At 70.2% G+C, this 19,036-nt stretch carries 17 protein-coding genes and 1 riboswitch; of the genes, 13 read left to right on the top strand and 4 right to left on the bottom strand.

Annotated elements, in window-relative coordinates; all coding sequences use genetic code 11:
* Positions 1-24: 24 nt before the first annotated feature.
* A complete protein-coding gene (locus ACSU1G_RS04855) occupies positions 25-267 on the bottom strand; it encodes a hypothetical protein (RefSeq protein WP_439278791.1) in 243 nt (80 codons plus the stop codon).
* 107 nt (positions 268-374) lie between these two features.
* Positions 375-1,727: an MFS transporter gene (locus tag ACSU1G_RS04850; RefSeq protein WP_439278790.1), complete on the bottom strand. Its 1,353-nt coding sequence runs from the start codon at positions 1,725-1,727 to the stop codon at positions 375-377.
* A gap of 141 nt (positions 1,728-1,868) precedes the next feature.
* Between ACSU1G_RS04850 and ACSU1G_RS04845 the strand changes: the two genes are divergently transcribed.
* The 3 genes from ACSU1G_RS04845 to ACSU1G_RS04835 are packed head-to-tail and all read left to right on the top strand — an operon-like array spanning position 1,869 to position 4,216.
* Positions 1,869-2,828, top strand: coding sequence for a DUF6282 family protein (locus ACSU1G_RS04845; RefSeq protein WP_439278789.1), 960 nt, complete (start codon positions 1,869-1,871; stop codon positions 2,826-2,828).
* 39 nt (positions 2,829-2,867) lie between these two features.
* Entirely contained in the window at positions 2,868-3,608 is a 741-nt protein-coding gene (locus ACSU1G_RS04840) for a PIG-L deacetylase family protein (protein ID WP_439278788.1), read from the top strand.
* On the top strand, positions 3,605-4,216 hold the full coding sequence (locus tag ACSU1G_RS04835; RefSeq protein WP_439278787.1) for an RraA family protein: 612 nt from the start codon (positions 3,605-3,607) through the stop codon (positions 4,214-4,216). The genes ACSU1G_RS04840 and ACSU1G_RS04835 overlap by 4 nt, the downstream gene beginning before the upstream one ends.
* Positions 4,217-4,314: 98 nt before the next feature.
* On the opposite strand, the gene ACSU1G_RS04830 is transcribed toward ACSU1G_RS04835, so the two are convergent.
* Both ACSU1G_RS04830 and ACSU1G_RS04825 read right to left on the bottom strand, forming a co-directional pair.
* The gene (locus ACSU1G_RS04830) at positions 4,315-5,235 is read right to left on the bottom strand and encodes a hypothetical protein (RefSeq protein WP_439278786.1); all 921 of its coding nucleotides are present in this window, start codon (positions 5,233-5,235) and stop codon (positions 4,315-4,317) included.
* A gap of 109 nt (positions 5,236-5,344) precedes the next feature.
* The gene (locus tag ACSU1G_RS04825) at positions 5,345-6,337 is read right to left on the bottom strand and encodes a VOC family protein (protein ID WP_439278785.1); all 993 of its coding nucleotides are present in this window, start codon (positions 6,335-6,337) and stop codon (positions 5,345-5,347) included.
* Positions 6,338-6,519: 182 nt separating this feature from the next.
* Between ACSU1G_RS04825 and ACSU1G_RS04820 the strand changes: the two genes are divergently transcribed.
* The 10 genes from ACSU1G_RS04820 (at position 6,520) to ACSU1G_RS04775 (ending at position 18,946) form a co-directional block, all read left to right on the top strand.
* The gene (locus ACSU1G_RS04820) at positions 6,520-7,518 is read left to right on the top strand and encodes an ABC transporter substrate-binding protein (RefSeq protein ID WP_439278784.1); all 999 of its coding nucleotides are present in this window, start codon (positions 6,520-6,522) and stop codon (positions 7,516-7,518) included.
* A gap of 96 nt (positions 7,519-7,614) precedes the next feature.
* On the top strand, positions 7,615-8,295 hold the full coding sequence (locus tag ACSU1G_RS04815) for a queuosine precursor transporter (RefSeq protein ID WP_439278783.1): 681 nt from the start codon (positions 7,615-7,617) through the stop codon (positions 8,293-8,295).
* A 33-nt stretch (positions 8,296-8,328) separates the two neighbouring features.
* Positions 8,329-8,847: an MmcQ/YjbR family DNA-binding protein gene (locus tag ACSU1G_RS04810; protein WP_439278782.1), complete on the top strand. Its 519-nt coding sequence runs from the start codon at positions 8,329-8,331 to the stop codon at positions 8,845-8,847.
* A 160-nt stretch (positions 8,848-9,007) separates the two neighbouring features.
* A riboswitch (SAM riboswitch) is annotated at positions 9,008-9,122 on the top strand.
* A gap of 92 nt (positions 9,123-9,214) precedes the next feature.
* The gene (locus ACSU1G_RS04805; protein ID WP_439278781.1) at positions 9,215-10,624 is read left to right on the top strand and encodes an acyl-CoA dehydrogenase family protein; all 1,410 of its coding nucleotides are present in this window, start codon (positions 9,215-9,217) and stop codon (positions 10,622-10,624) included.
* Positions 10,624-11,907, top strand: a complete 1,284-nt coding sequence (locus ACSU1G_RS04800; protein ID WP_439278780.1) for an acyl-CoA dehydrogenase family protein — start codon at positions 10,624-10,626, stop codon at positions 11,905-11,907. Before ACSU1G_RS04805 ends, ACSU1G_RS04800 begins: the two co-directional genes overlap by 1 nt.
* Positions 11,908-11,967: 60 nt before the next feature.
* Positions 11,968-13,365, top strand: a complete 1,398-nt coding sequence (locus ACSU1G_RS04795; protein ID WP_439278779.1) for an LLM class flavin-dependent oxidoreductase — start codon at positions 11,968-11,970, stop codon at positions 13,363-13,365.
* Between the two features lie 87 nt (positions 13,366-13,452).
* Positions 13,453-15,210, top strand: a complete 1,758-nt coding sequence (locus ACSU1G_RS04790; RefSeq protein WP_439278778.1) for an ABC transporter substrate-binding protein — start codon at positions 13,453-13,455, stop codon at positions 15,208-15,210.
* A gap of 3 nt (positions 15,211-15,213) precedes the next feature.
* Positions 15,214-16,152: an ABC transporter permease gene (locus ACSU1G_RS04785; protein ID WP_439278777.1), complete on the top strand. Its 939-nt coding sequence runs from the start codon at positions 15,214-15,216 to the stop codon at positions 16,150-16,152.
* Positions 16,149-17,090: an ABC transporter permease gene (locus tag ACSU1G_RS04780; protein ID WP_439278776.1), complete on the top strand. Its 942-nt coding sequence runs from the start codon at positions 16,149-16,151 to the stop codon at positions 17,088-17,090. Before ACSU1G_RS04785 ends, ACSU1G_RS04780 begins: the two co-directional genes overlap by 4 nt.
* Positions 17,090-18,946, top strand: coding sequence for a dipeptide ABC transporter ATP-binding protein (locus ACSU1G_RS04775; RefSeq protein WP_439278775.1), 1,857 nt, complete (start codon positions 17,090-17,092; stop codon positions 18,944-18,946). Before ACSU1G_RS04780 ends, ACSU1G_RS04775 begins: the two co-directional genes overlap by 1 nt.
* Positions 18,947-19,036: the final 90 nt, after the last annotated feature.

The raw sequence follows: 19,036 nt of genomic DNA, 5'->3' as shown, positions 1-19,036 counted from the left end.
GTACGCGGTCGGTGTCGTACGCGCTCAGAGGAGCTGGCCGTCGTCGCCGATCTCCGTGGGGTAGGTGAGGTCGATGGAGTCGGCGGTGGCGCCGGTGGCGTTGGAGATCATCAGCGCCATGAGGTTCTTCGGCACGAGGCAGTCGCCGCAGACTCCGTCCTCGGCGCTGATCCGGGCGTCCATCCTGTCACCGGACTCATCGATGGTCAGGATGTAGCCGTCCGCGGCGAGGGTCTGGCGTAGATCGTCGAGGGGTTGGGTGCTCATGGTTTCTCCGGTCGGGTGGGGATCGCTGGTACTGCTCCGGTCAATTGTCGCCCCCAACCGGAGGGCTGCCGCGGTGCCTTTCCGCTGCATGGAACGCGGGTCCTCCACTACCGCGAGCTCTCCCAGGAGGCATCGAAGCGGCCGGTCCGCAACGGCAGGATGGTCACCAGGGCCAGTACGCCCAGGGCCAGCACGTACAGCGAGATCGGCCAGGACGCGCCGAAGCTCGCGTACAGGCTGGTGGCGATGAGCGGGGCGAAGCCGCCGCCCACGATCGAACCGATCTGGTAGGCCGTGGAGGCACCCGAGTACCGGATGTTGGCCGGGAAGAGCTCCGCCACGAGGGCAGCCTGCGGGCCGGCCATCAGGGACTGAGCCAGCAGCACCACGGCGAACCCGAGCAGGATGAGCACCGGCTGGGCCGTGTCCACCAGCCAGAAGAAGGGGAACGCGCCCACCACCACCAGGGCCGCACCGGCCACGAAGACGGACTTCTGTTGGAATCGATCTGCCAGGAGCGCCCCCAGCAGCACGGTGACCAGGTGGATCACGGCTCCGCCGACGATCAGCCACAGCATGGTCGGCTGGGGCAACCCGAGCGCCTCCGTGCCGTAGGCCAGCATGTACACCGAGTACAGGTAGCCGATGGCCGGCGAGGCGGCAGAGGCCAGGCCGGCCAGCACCGTGGTCCCGCCGTGGTGGCGCAGCAGCTCACCGAGCGGGAAGCGGTGCACCTCGTCCTGCTCCTGGGTCTGCTGGAAGACCGGGGAGTCCTCGACCTTGAACCGCAGGTAGAGGGCCACGACGATCAGCAGCGCCGAGAGCAGGAACGGCACCCGCCATCCCCAGGCCTGGAACGCCTCGGGGGCCAGGGTGGCCGTCACCACGATGAACACCAGGTTGGAGACGATGATGCCGACCGGCAGGCCCATCTGCGGGAACGCGCCGAACAGCGCCCGGCGGTTGCGCGGCGCGTATTCGACGGCCATCAGGACGGCACCGCCCCATTCGCCACCCACGCCCAGGCCCTGGACGAAGCGCAGGACCACCAGCAGGATCGGCGCCCAGACGCCGATGGTGGCGAAGTTCGGCAGCAGGCCGATGCCCACCGTGGCACCGCCCATCACGACCATGGTGATCAGCAGCATCTTCTTCCGGCCGATCTGGTCACCGAAGTGGCCGGCCGCCAGACCACCGATGGGACGGGCGATGAAGCCCACGGCGAAGGTGGCGAAGGCCGCCAGGGTGCCGGAGATCGGATCCTCGCTGGGGAAGAACTGGGGCCCGAAGATCAGGGCGGCGGCGGAGCCGTAGATGAAGAAGTCGTACCACTCGATGGCGGTACCCATGAAGCTGGCACCGAGGACCTTGCGCTGCTCCGCGGGGGTCGGGGCCACGGGGCCGCTCGGTGGTGCGGCGCTGGCGGGGGTGGAGGGGGTGGAGGAAAGGGTCGAGGACAAGGAACACAGCCTCTCTCAGGATCTGGTCACGGGGGTGCACAGGGGTGTGAACTGGTTCACGGGTGACCACTCTGTCGATAGGGAGTTAGATTGTCAACAATTTTGGTGGCAATCGTGCGCGCCATTGTCTACGCTGGAGGTATGACTGAGCAGCAGGTCCACCCGGTGCCCTCCGCCCGCGCCCGGGACCTCGTGAAAGGCGCCTACGACCTCCACGTGCACGTGGCCCCGGACGTGATGAAACGGCGGATCAGCGACCTCGATCTGGCGGTCCGCTTCCGGGACCTGGGCCTGGCCGGGTTCGTCATCAAATCCCACTATGTCCCGACGGCGGAGCGCGCCGAACACGTCCGCGCGGTGGTTCCCGAGGTGGCGGCCCTGGGGGCCATCACCCTGAACGCCTCCGTGGGAGGCATGAACCCCGTGGCCGTGGAGATCGCCGGCCGCGGCGGGGCGAAGATCGTCTGGTTCCCCACCGTGGACTCGGAGAACCAGCGCTCCTGCCTGGCCGAGGAACCCGAGGGGGCCACCCCGCCGATGTGGGCCCGGCTGCAGCAGGACCTGGAGGATGCCGGCATGAAGGCCGAGTCGGTGCAGGTCCTGCAGCCCGACGGCACGCCCACCCGGGCCACCGCCCAGGTGCTGCAGGTGATGGCGAAGCACTCGATGATCCTGGCCACCGGCCACCTGCACACGGACGAGTCCTCGGCGCTCATCCCGGCGGCGCGGGCGGCCGGGGTGGAGAAGATCATCGTCACCCACCCCGAGTTCACCTCCCAGCGGATGGGGCTCGACTCCCAGCGCGCGCTCGCCGAGCAGGGGGTCTTCCTGGAACGCTGCCTGACCACGCCCCTGACCGGAAAGGTCTCCTGGGAGACCTGGCATGCGAACATCCGCGGGGCCGGCGTGGAACACTCCGTGATCTCCACCGACTTGGGCCAGCCCTTCAACCCGCCCGTGGAGGACGGCCTCGGCATCGTGGCCGACCTGATGCTGGCCGCGGGGTACACCGAGGCCGAGATCCGGCTGATGACCGTGCACAACTCGCGGCACCTGGCCGGGGCGGAACCCCTGCCGGATGCCCCGGCGCACCTGCGCTGAGAGATTTTCCCCCACCCCTGTCCCGAAAGGACCCCACCGATGAGCTCCATCCCCGCCCTTGACCGTTCCTCCGGCCGCCTGCTGGTGGTCGGCGCCCACTCCGCCGACTTCGTCTGGCGTGCGGCCGGCATCATCGCCACCTTCGTGAAGGCTGGGGGCGAGGCTAAGGTCGTCGCGCTAACCTACGGTGAGCGCGGCGAGTCCGGCGTGCTGTGGCAGGAAGAGGGCCAGACCGAGGAGAACGTCAAGAAGATCCGCCACGGTGAGGCCGAGCGCGCCTCGCAGCACCTGGGCGCCTCCTTCGAGGCCTTCGACCTGGGCGACTACCCGCTGGTCAACGACCACTCGGACATCGAGCGTCTGGCCGAGCTGATGCGGGACTTCGCCCCGACGGTGGTGCTGACCCACCCGGATAAGGACCCCTTCAACCCTGACCACCCGGTAGCCTACGAGATGACCCAGAAGGCCCGCCTGATGACCTCCGGCGCCGGCGTGGAGTCCGGGTTCAAGACGGCCCCGCCGAGCGAGTTCTTGGTCTTCGAGCCCCACCAGCCCGAGCTGTGCGGCTTCATCCCCTCCGTCTTCGTGGACATCACCCCGGTCTTCGAGCAGAAGAAGGCCGCCATGGCGGAGATGAAGGCGCAGGCCTACCTGCAGAGTTACTACGCCGAGCGCGCCGAGCACCGCGGCAACCACGCCCGCAAGGTCACCGGCAACAAGGAGATCCGCCAGGCCGAGGCCTTCATGCGCATCGTCCCGAACGTGGTCGGCACCCTGTGAGTGAGCCGAGCGAACCGAAGGAACTGTCCGAGGCGGAGCTGATCGAGCGTTTCGCCGCCCTGCCGGTGGCCAACGTCGGCGACGCCATGGACCGGCTGAACGTGGTGGACACCGCCATCCAGTCCGTCTGGCCCTCCGCCGGGATTCGCATGGCCGGCCGAGCTGTGCCGGTGACCGTGGCCGGTGGGGACAACCTCGGCATCCACGAGGTCATCCCCACCCTGACATCCGGCGACGTGCTGGTGGTCAATGGCCAGGCAGCCACCCACCGCGCGCTGATCGGCGAGCTGATCGCCGGCCGGGCCATGGCCCGCGGCTGCGTCGGCTTCGTGCTGGACGCCAGTGTCCGGGACGCCGGGGACCTCGAGGAGATGCGCTTTCCCGTCTTCGCCCGCGGGACCACGCCGGCCGGACCCTATCGCAACGGACCGTTCCAGGCCGGCCTCGCCGCCGCCGTCGGGACCGTGGTGGTGCACCCCGGTGACCTGGTGCTGGGAGATGACGACGGCGTCGCGGTGGTCCCGTGGGGGCGTGCGGCCGAGGTGCTGGTCAAGGCCGAGGCGAAGCACGCCGACGAGACGAGGCAGCGCGCCGAGATCGGTTTCTGACTCCCTTCCACCCGCATCACGGCCGCGCCAGTCGTCGAGAATCGCCGAGCGAATCGACAGTTGGCCCGGCCGTGATGGGTTTCGCGAGGCTCAGGGCGTCAGGACAGGGGATCGGCCGACTCGGCGACGAACTCGAGCTCTTCAGTCTCCGGCCAGGCGGTGAGGGCGCTGATCGCCGCGACGTGGTCGACCTCGCTGTCCGGCCCGTACATCTCGTCGGCCAGCATGAGGGACAGCGATTCCACCCGGCCCTCATGGATCTGCAGCTCGATCTCGAACAGCGCATTGCCGCGCTGGAATCGGGCTTTGACGGGCCAAACCTGCGTGCGCGGGGTGACGCGCGGGGTATCAGGGTGGACGACCAGGTAGGCGTCCGTCATGAACCCGGCGTCCACATCCTGCTGCTCCACCGTCTCCAGCTGGATCCGCAGGGCCTCGGCCCCGGGGATGCCGGGCTTCAGCAGCGCGTCCAGGATGGCCGCGATGGCGGGGTCAACGGGGCCGTGGCCGCCGTCCTCGCCGGGCGCCCCCGCGTGCTGCAAGACGGTGCGCTGCAGGCCGCGGGCCTCAGCCCGATCGGAGGCCCAGCCCGCCGCCACCATCGCCACCCCGACGCCGGCCAGCCACCACCGCGGTCGGCTCACCCCGCGCTCGGTGAGCCAGTCCGTGAGACGGGCGTCCAGTGCCTCGAGCGGCTCGGCCAGGCCGAGGGCGAGGCCACCGGTAGCCAGCGCGGCGGAGCCGCGCCCGATGGTCGCCAGGGGGATGAACTGCCCACGTGGCCCGTCCGTGTAGCGCGCGGGCATGCCCGCCGTCGTCCCAGGGGGCAGGGTGGCGGCGGTGTACGCGCCGGTGAGCGCCGCCGTCGTGATCCGGTAGGCGGCCTTGGCACCGGAGCCCAGGCCGCGGGGCTCGATGAGGCTCAGCCCGCCGATGGCCGCGGCCGAGGCGGCGGCGAACCACGGGGAGGCCGCGAGGGGCGGGGGAGCGTCGGCGGACCATCCGAAGTTCTGGGGCATGCGCCGAGCCTACGCGGACGTCACCAGTCAACACGGCCGCGCCACCTGTCGATTCGCTCGGCGATTCTCGACGACTGGCGCGGCCGTGATGGGGGAGGGGTGGGAGGGGTCAGCCGTGCGGGTTCGCGGTGGCGTCCGAGTCCTCGACGACCGGGGTGCCGTGGGTATGGAAGGTCGGGATGGTCTTCATGCCCCAGGCCTGGCCCTTGGAGCGTTCGCCCTGGGACCACGGGATCGGCTTCCAGTCCGGTGCCAGGATCAGGCGGGAGCCCTGGTTGGCCAGCTCGATCCGGTTGCCGCCCGGCTCCCAGACATAGAGGAAGAAGCCCTGCTGGATGGCGTGCTTGTAGGGGCCGTACTCGATGAAGACGCCGTTCTCCAGGAAGATGTCCGCGGCCTTGAGGATGTCCTCGCGGGTGTCCGAGGCGAAGGCGAGGTGGTGCAGGCGCCCGGGGGTGCCCGTCCAGTCGTCGGAGTAGACCATGTCATAGGACTTCTGGCCGAAGGTGAACCAGTGGCCGCCCACGTCGCCGTCATCGAGCTGGATGAACTCGGTGGTGTAGCCGCCCATCACGTTCTCGGTGAACTCGCAGACGGCGGCCATGTCCGAGGTCAGGTAGTTGATGTGGTCCAGGCGGCGGGCGTTGGCGCCGAAACCGGGGAACTTCGCGGCCTGGTTCTTCAGGGCCGGGCGGTCCGAGTCGTCCGCCTCGTACCAGGCGGTGTCGAAGTAGACCTCCATCAGGTGCTGGTCCGGGTTGCGGTACCGGAAGGTGCGGCCGCGACCCATCTCCCCGTCCACCCAGCCCTCGCCCAGGCCGGTGGCCTCGATCCGGGCCACCACGCGCTCGAGGGCCTCGGGGCTCTGGGCGCGCCAGGCGACGCGGCCGACGCCGGCATGCTCCTTGGAGGTGAGCTTGATGGAGTACGACTCGTAGTCATCCCAGCAGTGCAGGTAGGCGGACTCCGCCCCGTTCTCCGTGGTGCGGCCCACCTCGCGCATGGCGAGCAGGTCCTTGAAGAACCAGAGGGACTCCTCGAACTTCGGGGTGTACAGCTCCACCGTGGAGAGGTGGGCGATGTCGCGGATGCGCTCGGTCATGGATGTGCTCCTGTCAGACGCGGTGCTGCTCGGATGGTGAGGGAACGGAGGATGGAACGGGATGCGGTGGGACGGATGTTGAACAAGATTGTCAACAAAATTATAGACAGTTTGGCGCGCTATGGCTACGGTCATAGGTATTCATTCGATGAGTGACCCATTTCACAATCGCAGGAGTCGTCATGAGACCTCGTCATCTCACCGCCGTGTCTGTTCTCGCCGCTGCCGGCCTGGCCCTGACCGCCTGCTCCTCGGGAGCGCCCTCCGGCACCGGGGACACCTCGGTATCAGGCGGCCCTGCCGCAGCGGAGGGTGGGCTGACGCAGGTGACTGTCGGCCTGGTTCCCCTGGCGGCGTCGATCGCCGTGGAATACGGGATCCAGGAGGGCATCTTCGAGAAGCACGGCCTCGAGGTGGAGATCGCCCTGGCCAATGCTGGCGCCGCCATGCTGCCGGCCGTGTCCAACGGGCAGATGGACTTCGGGGTAGGCAATCCCCTGTCCGTCCTCACCGCCGTGGACCAAGGCCTGGACATGAAGATCGTGGCCGGGTACTGCAACTCCGCGGACGAGGGGGAGGACACCTCCGGGGTGGTCACCCGCGTGGACGCCGGGATCAAGGACTACGGTGACCTGGCCGGCAAGACCACCTCCATCAACGCGCTGCGGACCCTCGGAGACCTCACGCTGATGGATCTGGCGGAACAGGGTGGCTCGGACCCGGCAGACGTGAAGTTCGCCGAGATGCCCTTCCAGGACATGCCCGCCCAGCTGGAGCAGGGCAACACGGACGCGATCTGGATCCCGGAGCCCTTCCTGACCAAGGCGCTGGAGGACTCAGACAACGAACTGCTCGGCTACTCGTTCCGCGACTCCATCGAGGGCATGCCCACCATGGTCACCTTCACCTCCGGCGCCTTCGCCGAGGAGAACCCCGAGACGGTCGAACAGTTCCAGGAGGCCATCACGGAGGCGCTGGCGGCCGCGGAGGAGAACAACGACGAGGCCAAGAAGCTGCTGCCGGAGTTCCTGAACCTGCCCGAGGAGGCCGCCATGGCCCTCAAGCTGGACCAGCTCGGTGGTGAGATCCGCGAAGACCAGCTCCACGCGATCGGCCAGCTCGCCGTCAGGTACGACTTCATCGATGCCGAGCCCGACCTCAAGGACATGATCGTCCAGTAGTTCCGCCGGGGGTATGGAAGAATAGGGGGTTGTTCGGACGCCACCTGGGGCAGCAGGCGCGCGTGAACCCCGCGAACCACCACCCGAGGACTTGACGTGAACCACGCTGCCCCTGCCCCGTCCGCCCCCCGTTTCGCCCCCACCGGCACCGGCCTGTACGCGATCTTCACGGCCGTCATGGCCGCGGTGCTCATCCTGTCCAACCTCGGTGCTTCCAAGGGCGTCATGTTCGGACCGATCGTCACGGACGGCGGCTTCTTCCTCTTCCCGCTGGCCTACATCGTGGGGGATGTGGTCTCCGAGGTCTACGGGTTCAAGGCCTCCCGCCGGGCGATCGTGACCACCTTCGCGCTCTCGATCTTCGCGGCGGCCTGCTTCTGGATCATCATCGCCCTGCCCGGTGCCGTGTGGTACGACGGCCAGGACGCACTCGTGCGCACCCTGACCCCCGTGCCGTTGATCGTGCTGGCCTCCCTGCTGGGCTTTTTGATCGGCCAGCTCGCCAACTCCTGGCTGATGGTCCGGATGAAGCGGCGCTCCGGGGAGAAGCTGCTCTTCGGCCGGCTCGCCGCCTCCACCCTGGTGGGCGAGTTCCTGGACACGCTGGTCTTCTGCTCCATCGCCGCCGGCGTCATCGGCATCACGGACCTGCCGACCTTCCTCAACTACGTGCTCGTGGGCTTCGTCTTCAAGTCCGTCGTGGAGATCGTCCTCTCCCCGGTGACCATGTGGGTCATCGGCCGGGTCAAGAAGGCAGAACCCGCCTACAACTCCTGACATCTGGTCCCGCGGCCGGTGAGACTGGTGGACATGGTCCACCCCCAGATGTACGACGACGGCGACCTCCACTTCCAGCGCGTCCGCGCCTTGGCGCTGGCCCTCCCCGAGGCCCGGATGAAGGTCTCCCACGGCCGGCCGGCGTTCTTCACCACCAAGGTCTTCGCGTACTACGGGGCCTCGGTTCAGGCGGAGCGGGCCGTACGGGACGGTGTGGAACTTCCGCCCGGCGGGGAGGCCGGTGACGACTGGGCGGGCTACCTCCAGTACCCCCGGGCCGTGATCGTGAAACCGGAGCCGGCTGACGTCGACTTCCTGGAGCAGGACCCCCGTGCCTTCCGCCCCGCCTATCTCGGCGTGAAGGGGTGGTTCGCGCTCGACCTCTCGCTCCTGGACCCGGAATCGGACCCGGAAGCGGACGCGGGCGGGGCGGGCGAGACGGGGGAGGAGGGCGAGACCGGGGAGGAGGGGTGGGCCGAGGTGGCCGAATGGCTCGAGGCCAGCTACCGGCTCACGGCCCCTGCCCGTTGCGTTCGGGCACTCGACGCCTGACGCCCCGGACCTGATCGGGCGCGTCATCCCCCGTCATACAGGGACAATGGGTGCCGTGCCGGGGCCGAACCGGCACCTCGAGCCGGGTAGATGACGGCGGACCACGGTTCATGACGTCATGATTGGCCGGCCCCGCCCACCTCCATAGTGTTGACCGTGGAATCACGAGATCCGGTGCGAAGCCCTGGCTGGCCGGACGGCAACCCTCTCCCGTAGTGGGGTGCTCCAGGTGATGATTCGGCCTCCCGGCGACCGCCGCGGGGCAAGTACGGCACCACCGCGACAGCGTTCCCGGACCTGAGGGTCTTGGCGACGCCATGCTCCGGACCGCTCGTCTCCGGTGTGCCATGGATGACAGGGATCCCCCATGCCGGACACCACCAGCACCGGAACCACCACCCACCCCACCACCAATCCCACCTCCAACCCCAGCTCCGACGCCGGCCCGGCCGGGCAGCTGCCCACGTTCGAGGAGCTGCGCGCGGCCACCGCACCCTCCGGACCCACCGATGCCCAGCTCGCCGCACACTTCGCCCCGGTCTTCGCGGCCGTCGCGGCGGGGGCCGCCCAGCGCGAGTTGGACCACGAGCTGGCGTTCGCGGCCATCGAGTACCTGCGCGGTGCGGGCTTCACCCGGGTCCGGCTGGGCCGCGAGTACGGAGGCATCGGGGCGAGCCTGCCCCAGTTCGCCGATCTGCTGGTGGACCTGGCCGCCGCGGACCCCAACCTGCCGCAGGCCCTGCACGGGCACTTCATGTTCACCGAGCAACACGAGAACGAGTCCCAGGGCGCCGTCTCCGAGTGGTGGCTGGCCGAGGTGGCCGCGGGCTCGATCTTCGGCAACGCCCTCGTGGAGCTGCCGCCGTCCACGGGCCGGCGCCCCGTGCAATGGATCGACGCCGATCAGGACACCGTGCAGGCGGCCGCCGCCACCGGCACCACGGAGGTCGCCCGGCTCACCGGGGACAAGTTCTACTCCACCGGGGCGATCTTCGCCGACTACCTGTTGGTCTCCTCCGTGCGGCCCGGACAGGACACAGACCAGGAAGAGGCAGGGCCGATCTTCGCGATCGTCGACGCCCGGGATCCCGGCGTGCAGCGGATCGACGACTGGAACGGCTTCGGTCAACGGCTCACCGCCTCCGGCACCACCACGTTCGACCACGTCCCCGTACGTGCCCAGCGCACCCAGGAGTTCAACGTGCCCACCGGCGTCCTGGCGTACACGGTGCTGTGGATCGTGCTGACAGCCACCCAGGCCGGCATCGGGACCACCGCCGTGGGGGAGATCACCGCCTTCGTGAGGGGTCGGCGTCGGACCTATGACCATGCGACGGCCGAGACACCCGCGGTGGACCCGCTGGTGCACCAGGTCGTCGGCTCCGTCTCCGCCAAGGTCTCCGCCGCCCGGCAGATCGTGCGCGGCGCGGCGGCCGTGGTGGAGGAGTCCTACCGCCAGGTCCGCGGGCACACCGACCTGGAGGACCCCGTGGTCGTCCAGGCCCACACCCGCGCCAACATCGCCCTGTCCGAGGCCTCGCTCGTCGTGTCCGAGCTGATCCTGGACGCCACCAACCAGATCTTCGAGACCGGCGGGGCCTCGGCCACGGACGCCTCGAAGCAGCTGCACCAGCACTGGCTCAACGCCCGCACCGTCGCCAGCCACACCCCGTTGATCTACCGCACCCAGGCCATCGGCGCCTTCCGTCTCAACGGGACCATCCCGCCGTTCCACTCCACCGCCCGCAACTCGACTGCAACCACCCCAGGAGCATGATGACTGCCACCACCCTGACCACCCGGACCACCGACGCCGGCACCTCCCGCGGCACCGGCTGGGGCTCCGCCGCCTACCGGGCCGCCCGGGAACGCCTCGCCCCGGTATTCGCCGAGATCGCGGCCAGCGCCGCCCCACGCGAGGCGGACCGCCTCATCGACCGGGGCGCCGTCCGGGCCCTGGCAGCGGCCGGGTTCACCGCCCTGCGGGTCCCGGTGGAGTACGGGGGAGCCGGGCTCACCTTCGCCGAGCAGGCACCGCTGATCCTTCAGCTGGCCGCGGCGGACTCGAACCTCGTCCAGGCGCTGCGGGCGCACCTGATCAACCAGGAGAACGTGCTGGGTCACCCGGACCCGGCCCTGAAGGAGAGGTGGCTGCGCCGCCTCGGCGAGGGGGCCGTCGTCGGGAATGCCGTCACGGAGATCAACAACGCCGTGGGCCAGGGGACCACCACCCTGGTCCAGGATGGGGACGGGACCTGGCGGCTGAACGGGACCAAGTACTACTCCACGGGCACCCTGTACGCGGACTGGATCATCGTGGCCGCGGTGGACGCCGCGGGCGAGGAGATCGCCGCCACGGTGCCCGTGGACGCGGCGGGGGTGACCCTGCTGGACGACTGGGACGGCTTCGGACAGCAGCTGACCGCCTCCGGCACCACGGTGTTCGAGGACACCCCGGTGGCGGCCGAGGAGGTCTACGCCGGGGGACTGGATGACGGCACCCGCGTGGCCACCGGCCAGGCCAGCTGGCAGTTCCTGCACCTGGCGGCCCTGACCGGCATCGGCGAGGCGATCGTGCGGGACGGGGCGGACTACGTGCGCGGTCGGCGCCGCTCCTTCAGCCACGGTGCCGCCGAGCTGCCGCGCGAGGACGCCCAGGTGCTGCAGGTGGTGGGGGAGCTCTCCGCCGCCGCCTTCGGCGCGCGGGCCGCGTTCGACTCCGTCGTCACCGCCCTCGGCGGCATCCTCGAGCGGGAGGCCGCGCTGACGGCGGGCGCACAGCTGCCGGAGCAGGACGTGGACGAGCTGTACGTCCGCGTCTACCAGGCCCAGCAGGTCATCGCGAAGACCGTGCTGGCCGCCGCCACCCAGCTGTTCGAGGTGGGCGGGGCCTCCGCCCTGAGCCAGACGAAACGGCTGGACCGGCACTGGCGCAATGCCCGGGTGCTGGCCAACCACAACCCGCTGATCTACCGGGCCCGGCTGCTCGGTGACTGGGAGGTCAACGGCACCGGGCCGGAGCGCTCCTACCGTGTGGGCTCCGCCCCCGCCGCGTCCTAGAACCACCCGGATCACCGGATCGCCCGGATCACCGAATCACCAAGACTTCCAGGAGAGACCATGAGCACCCATCACAGCCCCCAGCCCCTGCACTTCAACGCCTTCGTCATGAACACCACCAGCCACATCCACCACGGCCAGTGGCGCCGCCCGGATGCCGGCCAGACCGAGTTCACGGACGTCAACACGTGGATCAACCTGGCCCAGACCCTCGAGGCCGCGAAGTTCGACGCCATGTTCTTCGCGGACGTGGTGGGCCACTACGGGGACGCGGACGCGGATTACTCCGTCTACGTCAACGAAGGACTGCAGATCCCCTCCAACGACCCGACCGTGTTGCTCGGCGCGCTGGCCGTGTCCACCGAGCACATCGGCCTGGCGACCACCTCGAACGTGTTCCAGTCCCACCCGTTCCAGTTCGCCCGGCAGCTGTCCACGCTGGATCACATCTCGGGCGGCCGCATCGCCTGGAACATCGTGACCGGTACCCAGGACAACGGCTCGCGCAACTTCGGCCTGCCCCGGCTGACGGACCACGCCGAGCGCTACGCCTGGGCGGCGGAGTACGTGGATGTCACGTACAAGCTCTGGGAGGGCTCCTGGGACGAGGACGCGGTGGTCAAGGACCGGGACGGCTCCCGGTACTCGGACCCGGCCAAGGTCCACAAGATCAACCACGTGGGCCAGCGCTACTCGGTGGAAGGCCCGCACCTGCCGCCCCCGTCCCCGCAGCGCACCCCGCTGCTGTACCAGGCCGGGTCCTCTGCCTCGGGCCGGGACTTCGCCGCCCGCAACGCGGAGGCGGTGTTCATCATCGCCGCGAATCCGGAGATCGCCCGCCAACAGATCGAGGACACCCGGCGCCGCGCGGTGGAGGCCGGCCGCGCCCCGGAGGACATCAAATTCTTCCAGGGCCTGAGCTTCGTCATCGGTGAGACGGAGGAGGAGGCGCAGCGCAAGCTGGCCGAGTACGAGCAGTACGCCTCCGTGGACGGCTACCTCGCCCATGCCGCGCTGGTGGATCCGGAGGGCCGCGTCTACCCGCCGGAGACCCCGTTGAAGGACCTCGAGACCAACACCCAGCGCGGCTTCTCGGAGTGGGTGTCCAAGGCCATCACGGACCGCGAGCCGGTGGTGGCGGACATCGCCTGGCGCAGCCACCGCAACAACCGCATCGTCGGCACCCCCGAGCAGATCGCCGACCACCTTCAGGAGTGGCAGGCGGCCGGTGTGGACGGCATCAACGTCATCAACTGGGTCATCCCGGGTTCCTTCGAGGAGTTCGCGGACCAGGTCCTGCCGGTGCTGCGTGAGCGCGGCCTGGCCCAGACCGAATACACCCTGGGCACCCTGCGTCAGAAGCTCTTCGGCCGGGACCGGCTGCCTCACACCCACCCGGCGGCCCAGTACCGCGGGGCCTTCGCCGACCTCGAGGAATCCGTCCCCGCCGGGGTCTGAACCCACCCCACCCGGGCACAGGGTGACCCAGCCGCCTCGCAACAGCGGGGGTGAGGTCACGCTGTGCCCGGGGTGAAAGGAACCACCATGAGCACCCCACCCTCCCCGAGCGCGCCCGAAGACAGGGCACGACGCCGGCCCGGCACCGTGGTCTCCGGCCTCGCCCTGGCCGCGGCGTCGGCACTGGCCCTGACCGCCTGCTCGGGCACCCCCGCAGCAGAACCCGCCGCCCTGACCGGCGCAGCCGGGTCCTCCGCCGGTCCCGTCCGGGGCGGGGTGATCGAGTACGGCCACCTGCAGGAGCCCAACTGCATCTTCGGTGGGTGGATCCAGGAGAACTTCACGGCCCGCCAGGTGCTGGACAACCTGGTCTCCGCCACGGAGGACGGCTCGGTGGTTCCCTGGATCGCGACCGGCTGGGAGGTCTCGGCGGACCAGAAGGTCTGGACGCTGGAGCTGCGGGACGACGTCACGTTCACGGACGGCACGCCCCTGGACGCGGAAGCCGTGGCCTACAACTTCGACTACTGGTTGGACGGCGGCAACGGCACGGCGGCGGCTCACCTGGGCGGGTTCTACGACCACTCCGAGGCGGTGGACGGGCAGACCGTCCGGATCCACCTCTCCGCCCCGTTCGCCCCGTTCCTCTCGACCCTCTCCCAGTCCTACTTCGGCCTGCAGTCACCCACAGCCCTTCAGACCCGGACAGCCGAGGAGAACTGCACCGAACCCATCGGCTCCGGTCCCTTCACGGTCAAGGACTGGCGGCGCGGGGAGTACATCGAGTTCCAGCGCAACGAGGACTACGACTGGGCGCCTCAGAACGCACGGCACCAGGGCCCGGCCCACGTGGCCGGCGTCCGGTGGAACATCGTCCCGGACAACACCTCGCGCTACGGCTCGCTGCTCTCCGGTGAGATGGATGCGATCGGGGAGGTGCCCGCCGTGAACATCGCCCAGGCCCGGCAGGAGTTCGACTTCACGCAGTACATCACCCCGGGCCGCCCCGTGGTGGTGAACCTGAACACCCAGCAGGGCATCTTCACGGACCAGGCGGTCCGCCAGGCGCTGAGCCTCGCCACGGACCGCCAGGCCAACGTGGAGTCGGCGTTCCTGGGCACGGTCCCGTTCGAGCCCAGCGGCTACCTGTCCCAATCGACCCCTGACTATGACGAGGACGCCGCCACCGAGTACCCCTTCGACCTGGACCGGGCCAACGCCCTGCTGGACGAGGCCGGGTGGACGGGCCGGGACGCGGACGGCACGCGCACCCGGGACGGCCAGCGGCTGACCGCGAAGGTGGTCTACGGGCTGAACAGCATCATCACCCCGGACGGCAACACCGTGATCCAGAACCTCCAGGAGCAGGCCCGGTCCGCCGGCTTCGACCTCGTGCTGCGCCCGGGCACACCCTCCGAGTTCTTCGGGGGCGCCTTCTCCACGCCGGACAGCTATGACGCCCAGGTCGGCTACTGGACGAGCCCGCACGCCGGGATCCTGAACATCAACTTCCGGCCCTCCACCGACGAATCCCCCAACGGGGCCAACACGACCTTCCTCAACGACCCGCAGGTGTTCGAGACCATCCAGTCCGCCCTGCAGGTGCCGACCCCCGAGCTGGTCACCGAGCGGTTCTCGGCGGCGCAGTACCGGCTCAGCGAGCTGGCCCCGGCGATCGGGCTCTACGCCCAGACCAACACCCTGGCGGTGTCCGGGGACGTCACCGGGATCTGGCTCGAACCCGCCCAGGGTGGACCGGTCTTCCACGACGCCGCCTTCACCTCGGAGGCCGCCCGGGACGCCTCGGAGGGCTTCCCCACCTTCCCCACAGAGAACGAGGAGTGAACCGTGCTGCAACGAACGCTCAAGACCATCCTCGGAGCCGTGATCGTGGTGTGGGCCGCCGCCACCATCACGTTCCTCATCCAGACCCTGCTGCCCGGGGACCGCGCCACGCTCCTGCTGAACCAGCAGACCGGCCAGGTCCAGGAGCGCACGCCGGAGGAGCTGGCGCCGATCAACGCGATGTTCGGCTTCGAGGACCCCCTGGCGATCCAGTACCTGGACTTCCTCGGCGGGCTGCTGCGCGGGGACCTGGGGATCTCCTACACCCTGTACCAGCCGGTGACCACGGTGATCGGGGACCAGATCGCCCCCACCGTCATCCTGACCTTCACGGCCCTGGCCGTCGCCTGGGCCCTGGCCCTGGTGCTGCTGGTGCTCACGGCCCGGCGCACGCCCTGGGTCTCCCGGCTCTTCTCGGGTCTGGAGGCCGCCGCGGCCGCCCTGCCGCAGTACTGGCTGGGCATCATCCTGCTGGTGGTCTTCGCCCTGTGGCTCGGGATCTTCCCCGTAGTCTCCGGCAGCGGGCCGGCCGGACTGGTCCTGCCCGCGCTGACCCTGGGCATCCCGCTGGCCGGCTTCCTGGCCCAGGTGATGCGTACCGAGTTCGAGCGGGCCCTGGACGAACCCTTCGTCCTCACCGCCCGGGCCCGGGGCCTCTCCGATTCCGGGGTGCGGATCCGCCACGTGCTGCGCCACTCGCTGCTACCGGGTCTGTCCCTGACGGGCTGGGCCGTGGGCGCCCAGTTCTCCGCCGCCGTGATCGCCGAGAACGTCTTCGCCCGCCCCGGCCTCGGCCGGGTCCTCGTCACCGCCGTCAACGGCCGGGACCTGCCGGTGGTCTGCGGGGTGGTGATGCTCGTGGCCGTGATCTACGTGATCACCAACCTCGTGGTGGACACCGCCTACACCCTCGTCGACCCCCGCCTGAAGGAGCCAGCATGAGCACGTCAACGGCCCCCACCCACGACGCCGGCCGCGTCGCCTTCCCCCGGGCCGTGCCCCTCCCGGAGACCGGCACCTTTCCGGAGGACCCGGCCGGGCCGCCGTCGGGCCCCACCCGCCGTGCCGCAGCGTTGCGCGGCGTTCCCGTCACGGTCTGGCTCGCGGGGGTGTTCGCGGTCCTGCTGCTCATCGCGTCCCTCGCCCCCTCCCTGCTGGCCACCGCCGACCCGCGGACCATCAACCTGGACGCGCCCCTGGCCCCGCCGAGCCCTCAGCACTGGTTCGGCACGGACCAGTCCGGCCGGGACCTGTACTCGCGGATCGTGCACGGCACCGGTCAGTCCCTGCTGATCGGCCTCGGGGCCACCGGCGTCGGGGTGGGGCTGGCCGTGGTGTTCGGCTCCTGGGCGGCCCTCGGGGGGCGCTGGGCGGACGCCGTGATCGGCCGGGCGATCGAGGTGCTCTTCGCCTTCCCGATCCTGCTGCTGGCCATGGTGTTCATCGCCGTCTACGGGCCGTCCGTGCCGACGCTGGTGTTCGCCGTCGGGCTGGGGATCGCCCCCGGCTATGCCCGCATGGTCCGGGCCCAGGTGATGTCCGTGCACCGTTCCGGCTACGTGCAGGCGGCCCGTGCCCTGGGCCAGCACCCGGGGCGGATCCTCACCCGGCACGTGCTGCCCAACGCCCTGAGGCCGCTGCTGGCGGTGCTGGCCCTGGGCATCGGGCAGTCGATCGTCTGGGCCTCCGGGCTGGCCTTTCTCGGCTTCGGCGTGGCCCCGCCCGCCCCGGAATGGGGCGCGCTGCTGGAGGCGGGCCGTCCCTACATCACCGCCGCTTGGTGGTTGGAGATCATCCCGGGGCTCGCCGTGCTGGCCACCGCCCTGACCGCCACCTCGCTGGGAAAGTACGTGGAGTCCACCCTTGAAGGAGACCGCTGATGAACACCCTGACCACCACTCTCGACACTGTTGCCCCTGCTGCCCCTGTCGACCCTGCAGCCCCTGCCGCCACGGCGCCCGTCACGCCGGCCCCGGCCTCCGGTCCCCAGCCACTGGCCCGGCTGGAACACCTCGACGTCTGGTTCTCCGACGCCCACGGTCGGCGCAGCCAGGTGGTGCACGACGTCTCGCTGGACATCCACCCGGGCGAGTGCGTGGCCGTGATCGGCGAGTCCGGCTCCGGAAAATCAGTCACGGCCCGCACCCTGATCGGCCTCACCGGGCCGAACTCCCACGTTCAGGCCACCACCGCCACCGTCTTCGGCCGTGACGTCGGCTCGCTGCGGGACCGCGAGTGGAGCCGGATCCGCGGCACGCAGATCGGCTTCATCCTCCAGGACGCCCTCGTCTCCCTCGACCCGCTGCGTCCGGTGGGCGCCGAGATCGGCGAGTCCCTGCGGGTGCACGGCGTGCGGGACCGCGCTGAGAGGACCGCACGGGTGGAGCGGCTGCTGGCGGAGGTCGGCGTCCCGGAGCCGGGGCTGGTGGCCGGCCAGCGGCCCGACCAGCTCTCCGGCGGGCTGCGACAGCGCGCCCTGATCGCCTCGGCCATCGCCAACCACCCGCCGCTCGTGGTCGCCGACGAGCCCACCACCGCCTTGGACGTCACCGTGCAGGCCCAGGTGCTGGACCTGCTGGCCCAGCGCAAGGCGGACGGCACCGCGATCCTGCTGATCAGCCACGACTTCTCCGTGGTGGGCCGCCTGGCCGACCGCGTGCTCGTGATGCAGGGCGGCCGGATCGTGGAATCGGGCACCGTTGCAGCCGTGCTGCAGGACCCGCAGCACCCCTACACCCGCCAGCTCTTGGATGCCGTGCCGTCGGGGCACACCCGGGGCGAATACCTGACCGAGGACGGCCGGGCCCGGGCGGCGGCGCGGGCTGCAGACACCCCGGGCACGACGTCGACCGGGACGTCCCAGCGGCAGGTTCCGGCCGTCGTCGGGCCTCGGGTCCACCGGCCCGCGGTGCTCTCCGCGCGCGGGCTGACGAAGTCCTACCGGGGGCCGGACGGCCGGGACCGCGCGGTGGTGCGGGAGGTGTCCTTCGACGTGTACGCGGGCCGGACGCTGGGGATCGTGGGGGAGTCCGGTTCGGGCAAGTCGACCACGGCGTCGATGGCGCTGGGTCTCATCGCCCCGGACGCCGGCACCGTACTGCTGGACGGGGCGCCGTGGAGCGCGCTGTCCGTGGCCGGGCGGCGGGACCGGCGGCGCGAGGTCACCGTGGTCTACCAGGACCCGCTGAGCTCCTTCGACCCGCGCTGGACCGGCGAGCGGATCCTCACGGACGCCCTGGACGGCGGTGCCGGCACCGTGCCGGGGCTGTTCGCCTCGGCGCGGGCGTGGCGGGCCCACCGGGCGGAACAGACCGAGCGGGCCGCGGGGCTGGCGCGGGTGGTCGGGCTGGCGCCGGAGCATCTGGCCAAACATCCGTTGCGCCTGTCCGGCGGGCAGCGGCAGCGGCTCTCGATCGCCCGGGCGCTGGCGCCCGAGCCGAAGGTGGTGGTGCTGGACGAGGCCGTCTCGGCCCTGGACGTCTCGGTGCAGGCCCAGGTGCTGGATCTGCTGGCGGAACTGCAGGAGACCCTGGGGACCACCTACCTGTTCATCTCCCACGACCTCGGCGTCATCCACCACCTCAGCCACGAGATCCTGGTGATGAAGGACGGGGCGGCCGTGGAGTACGGGGACGCCGATCGCGTCTTCGAGGCCCCGGAGCACGAGTACACGAAGACCCTGCTGGCCTCCCTGTCCTCCCTCCACGCCCACTCCACCCCGACAGGCGCACAGTGAGCTCACCCCCGGGCGCACAGTGACCTCACCCCCACCGTGGTGACGTGGTCTGGTCACGTCGCGCCCGGGCACGGAAAATCTGCCCACCCT

The organism is Microbacterium sp. A93 (assembly GCF_051842835.1).
Note: the sequence above shows the minus strand (reverse complement) of the source record. Positions and strands in the feature narration are given on the sequence as shown.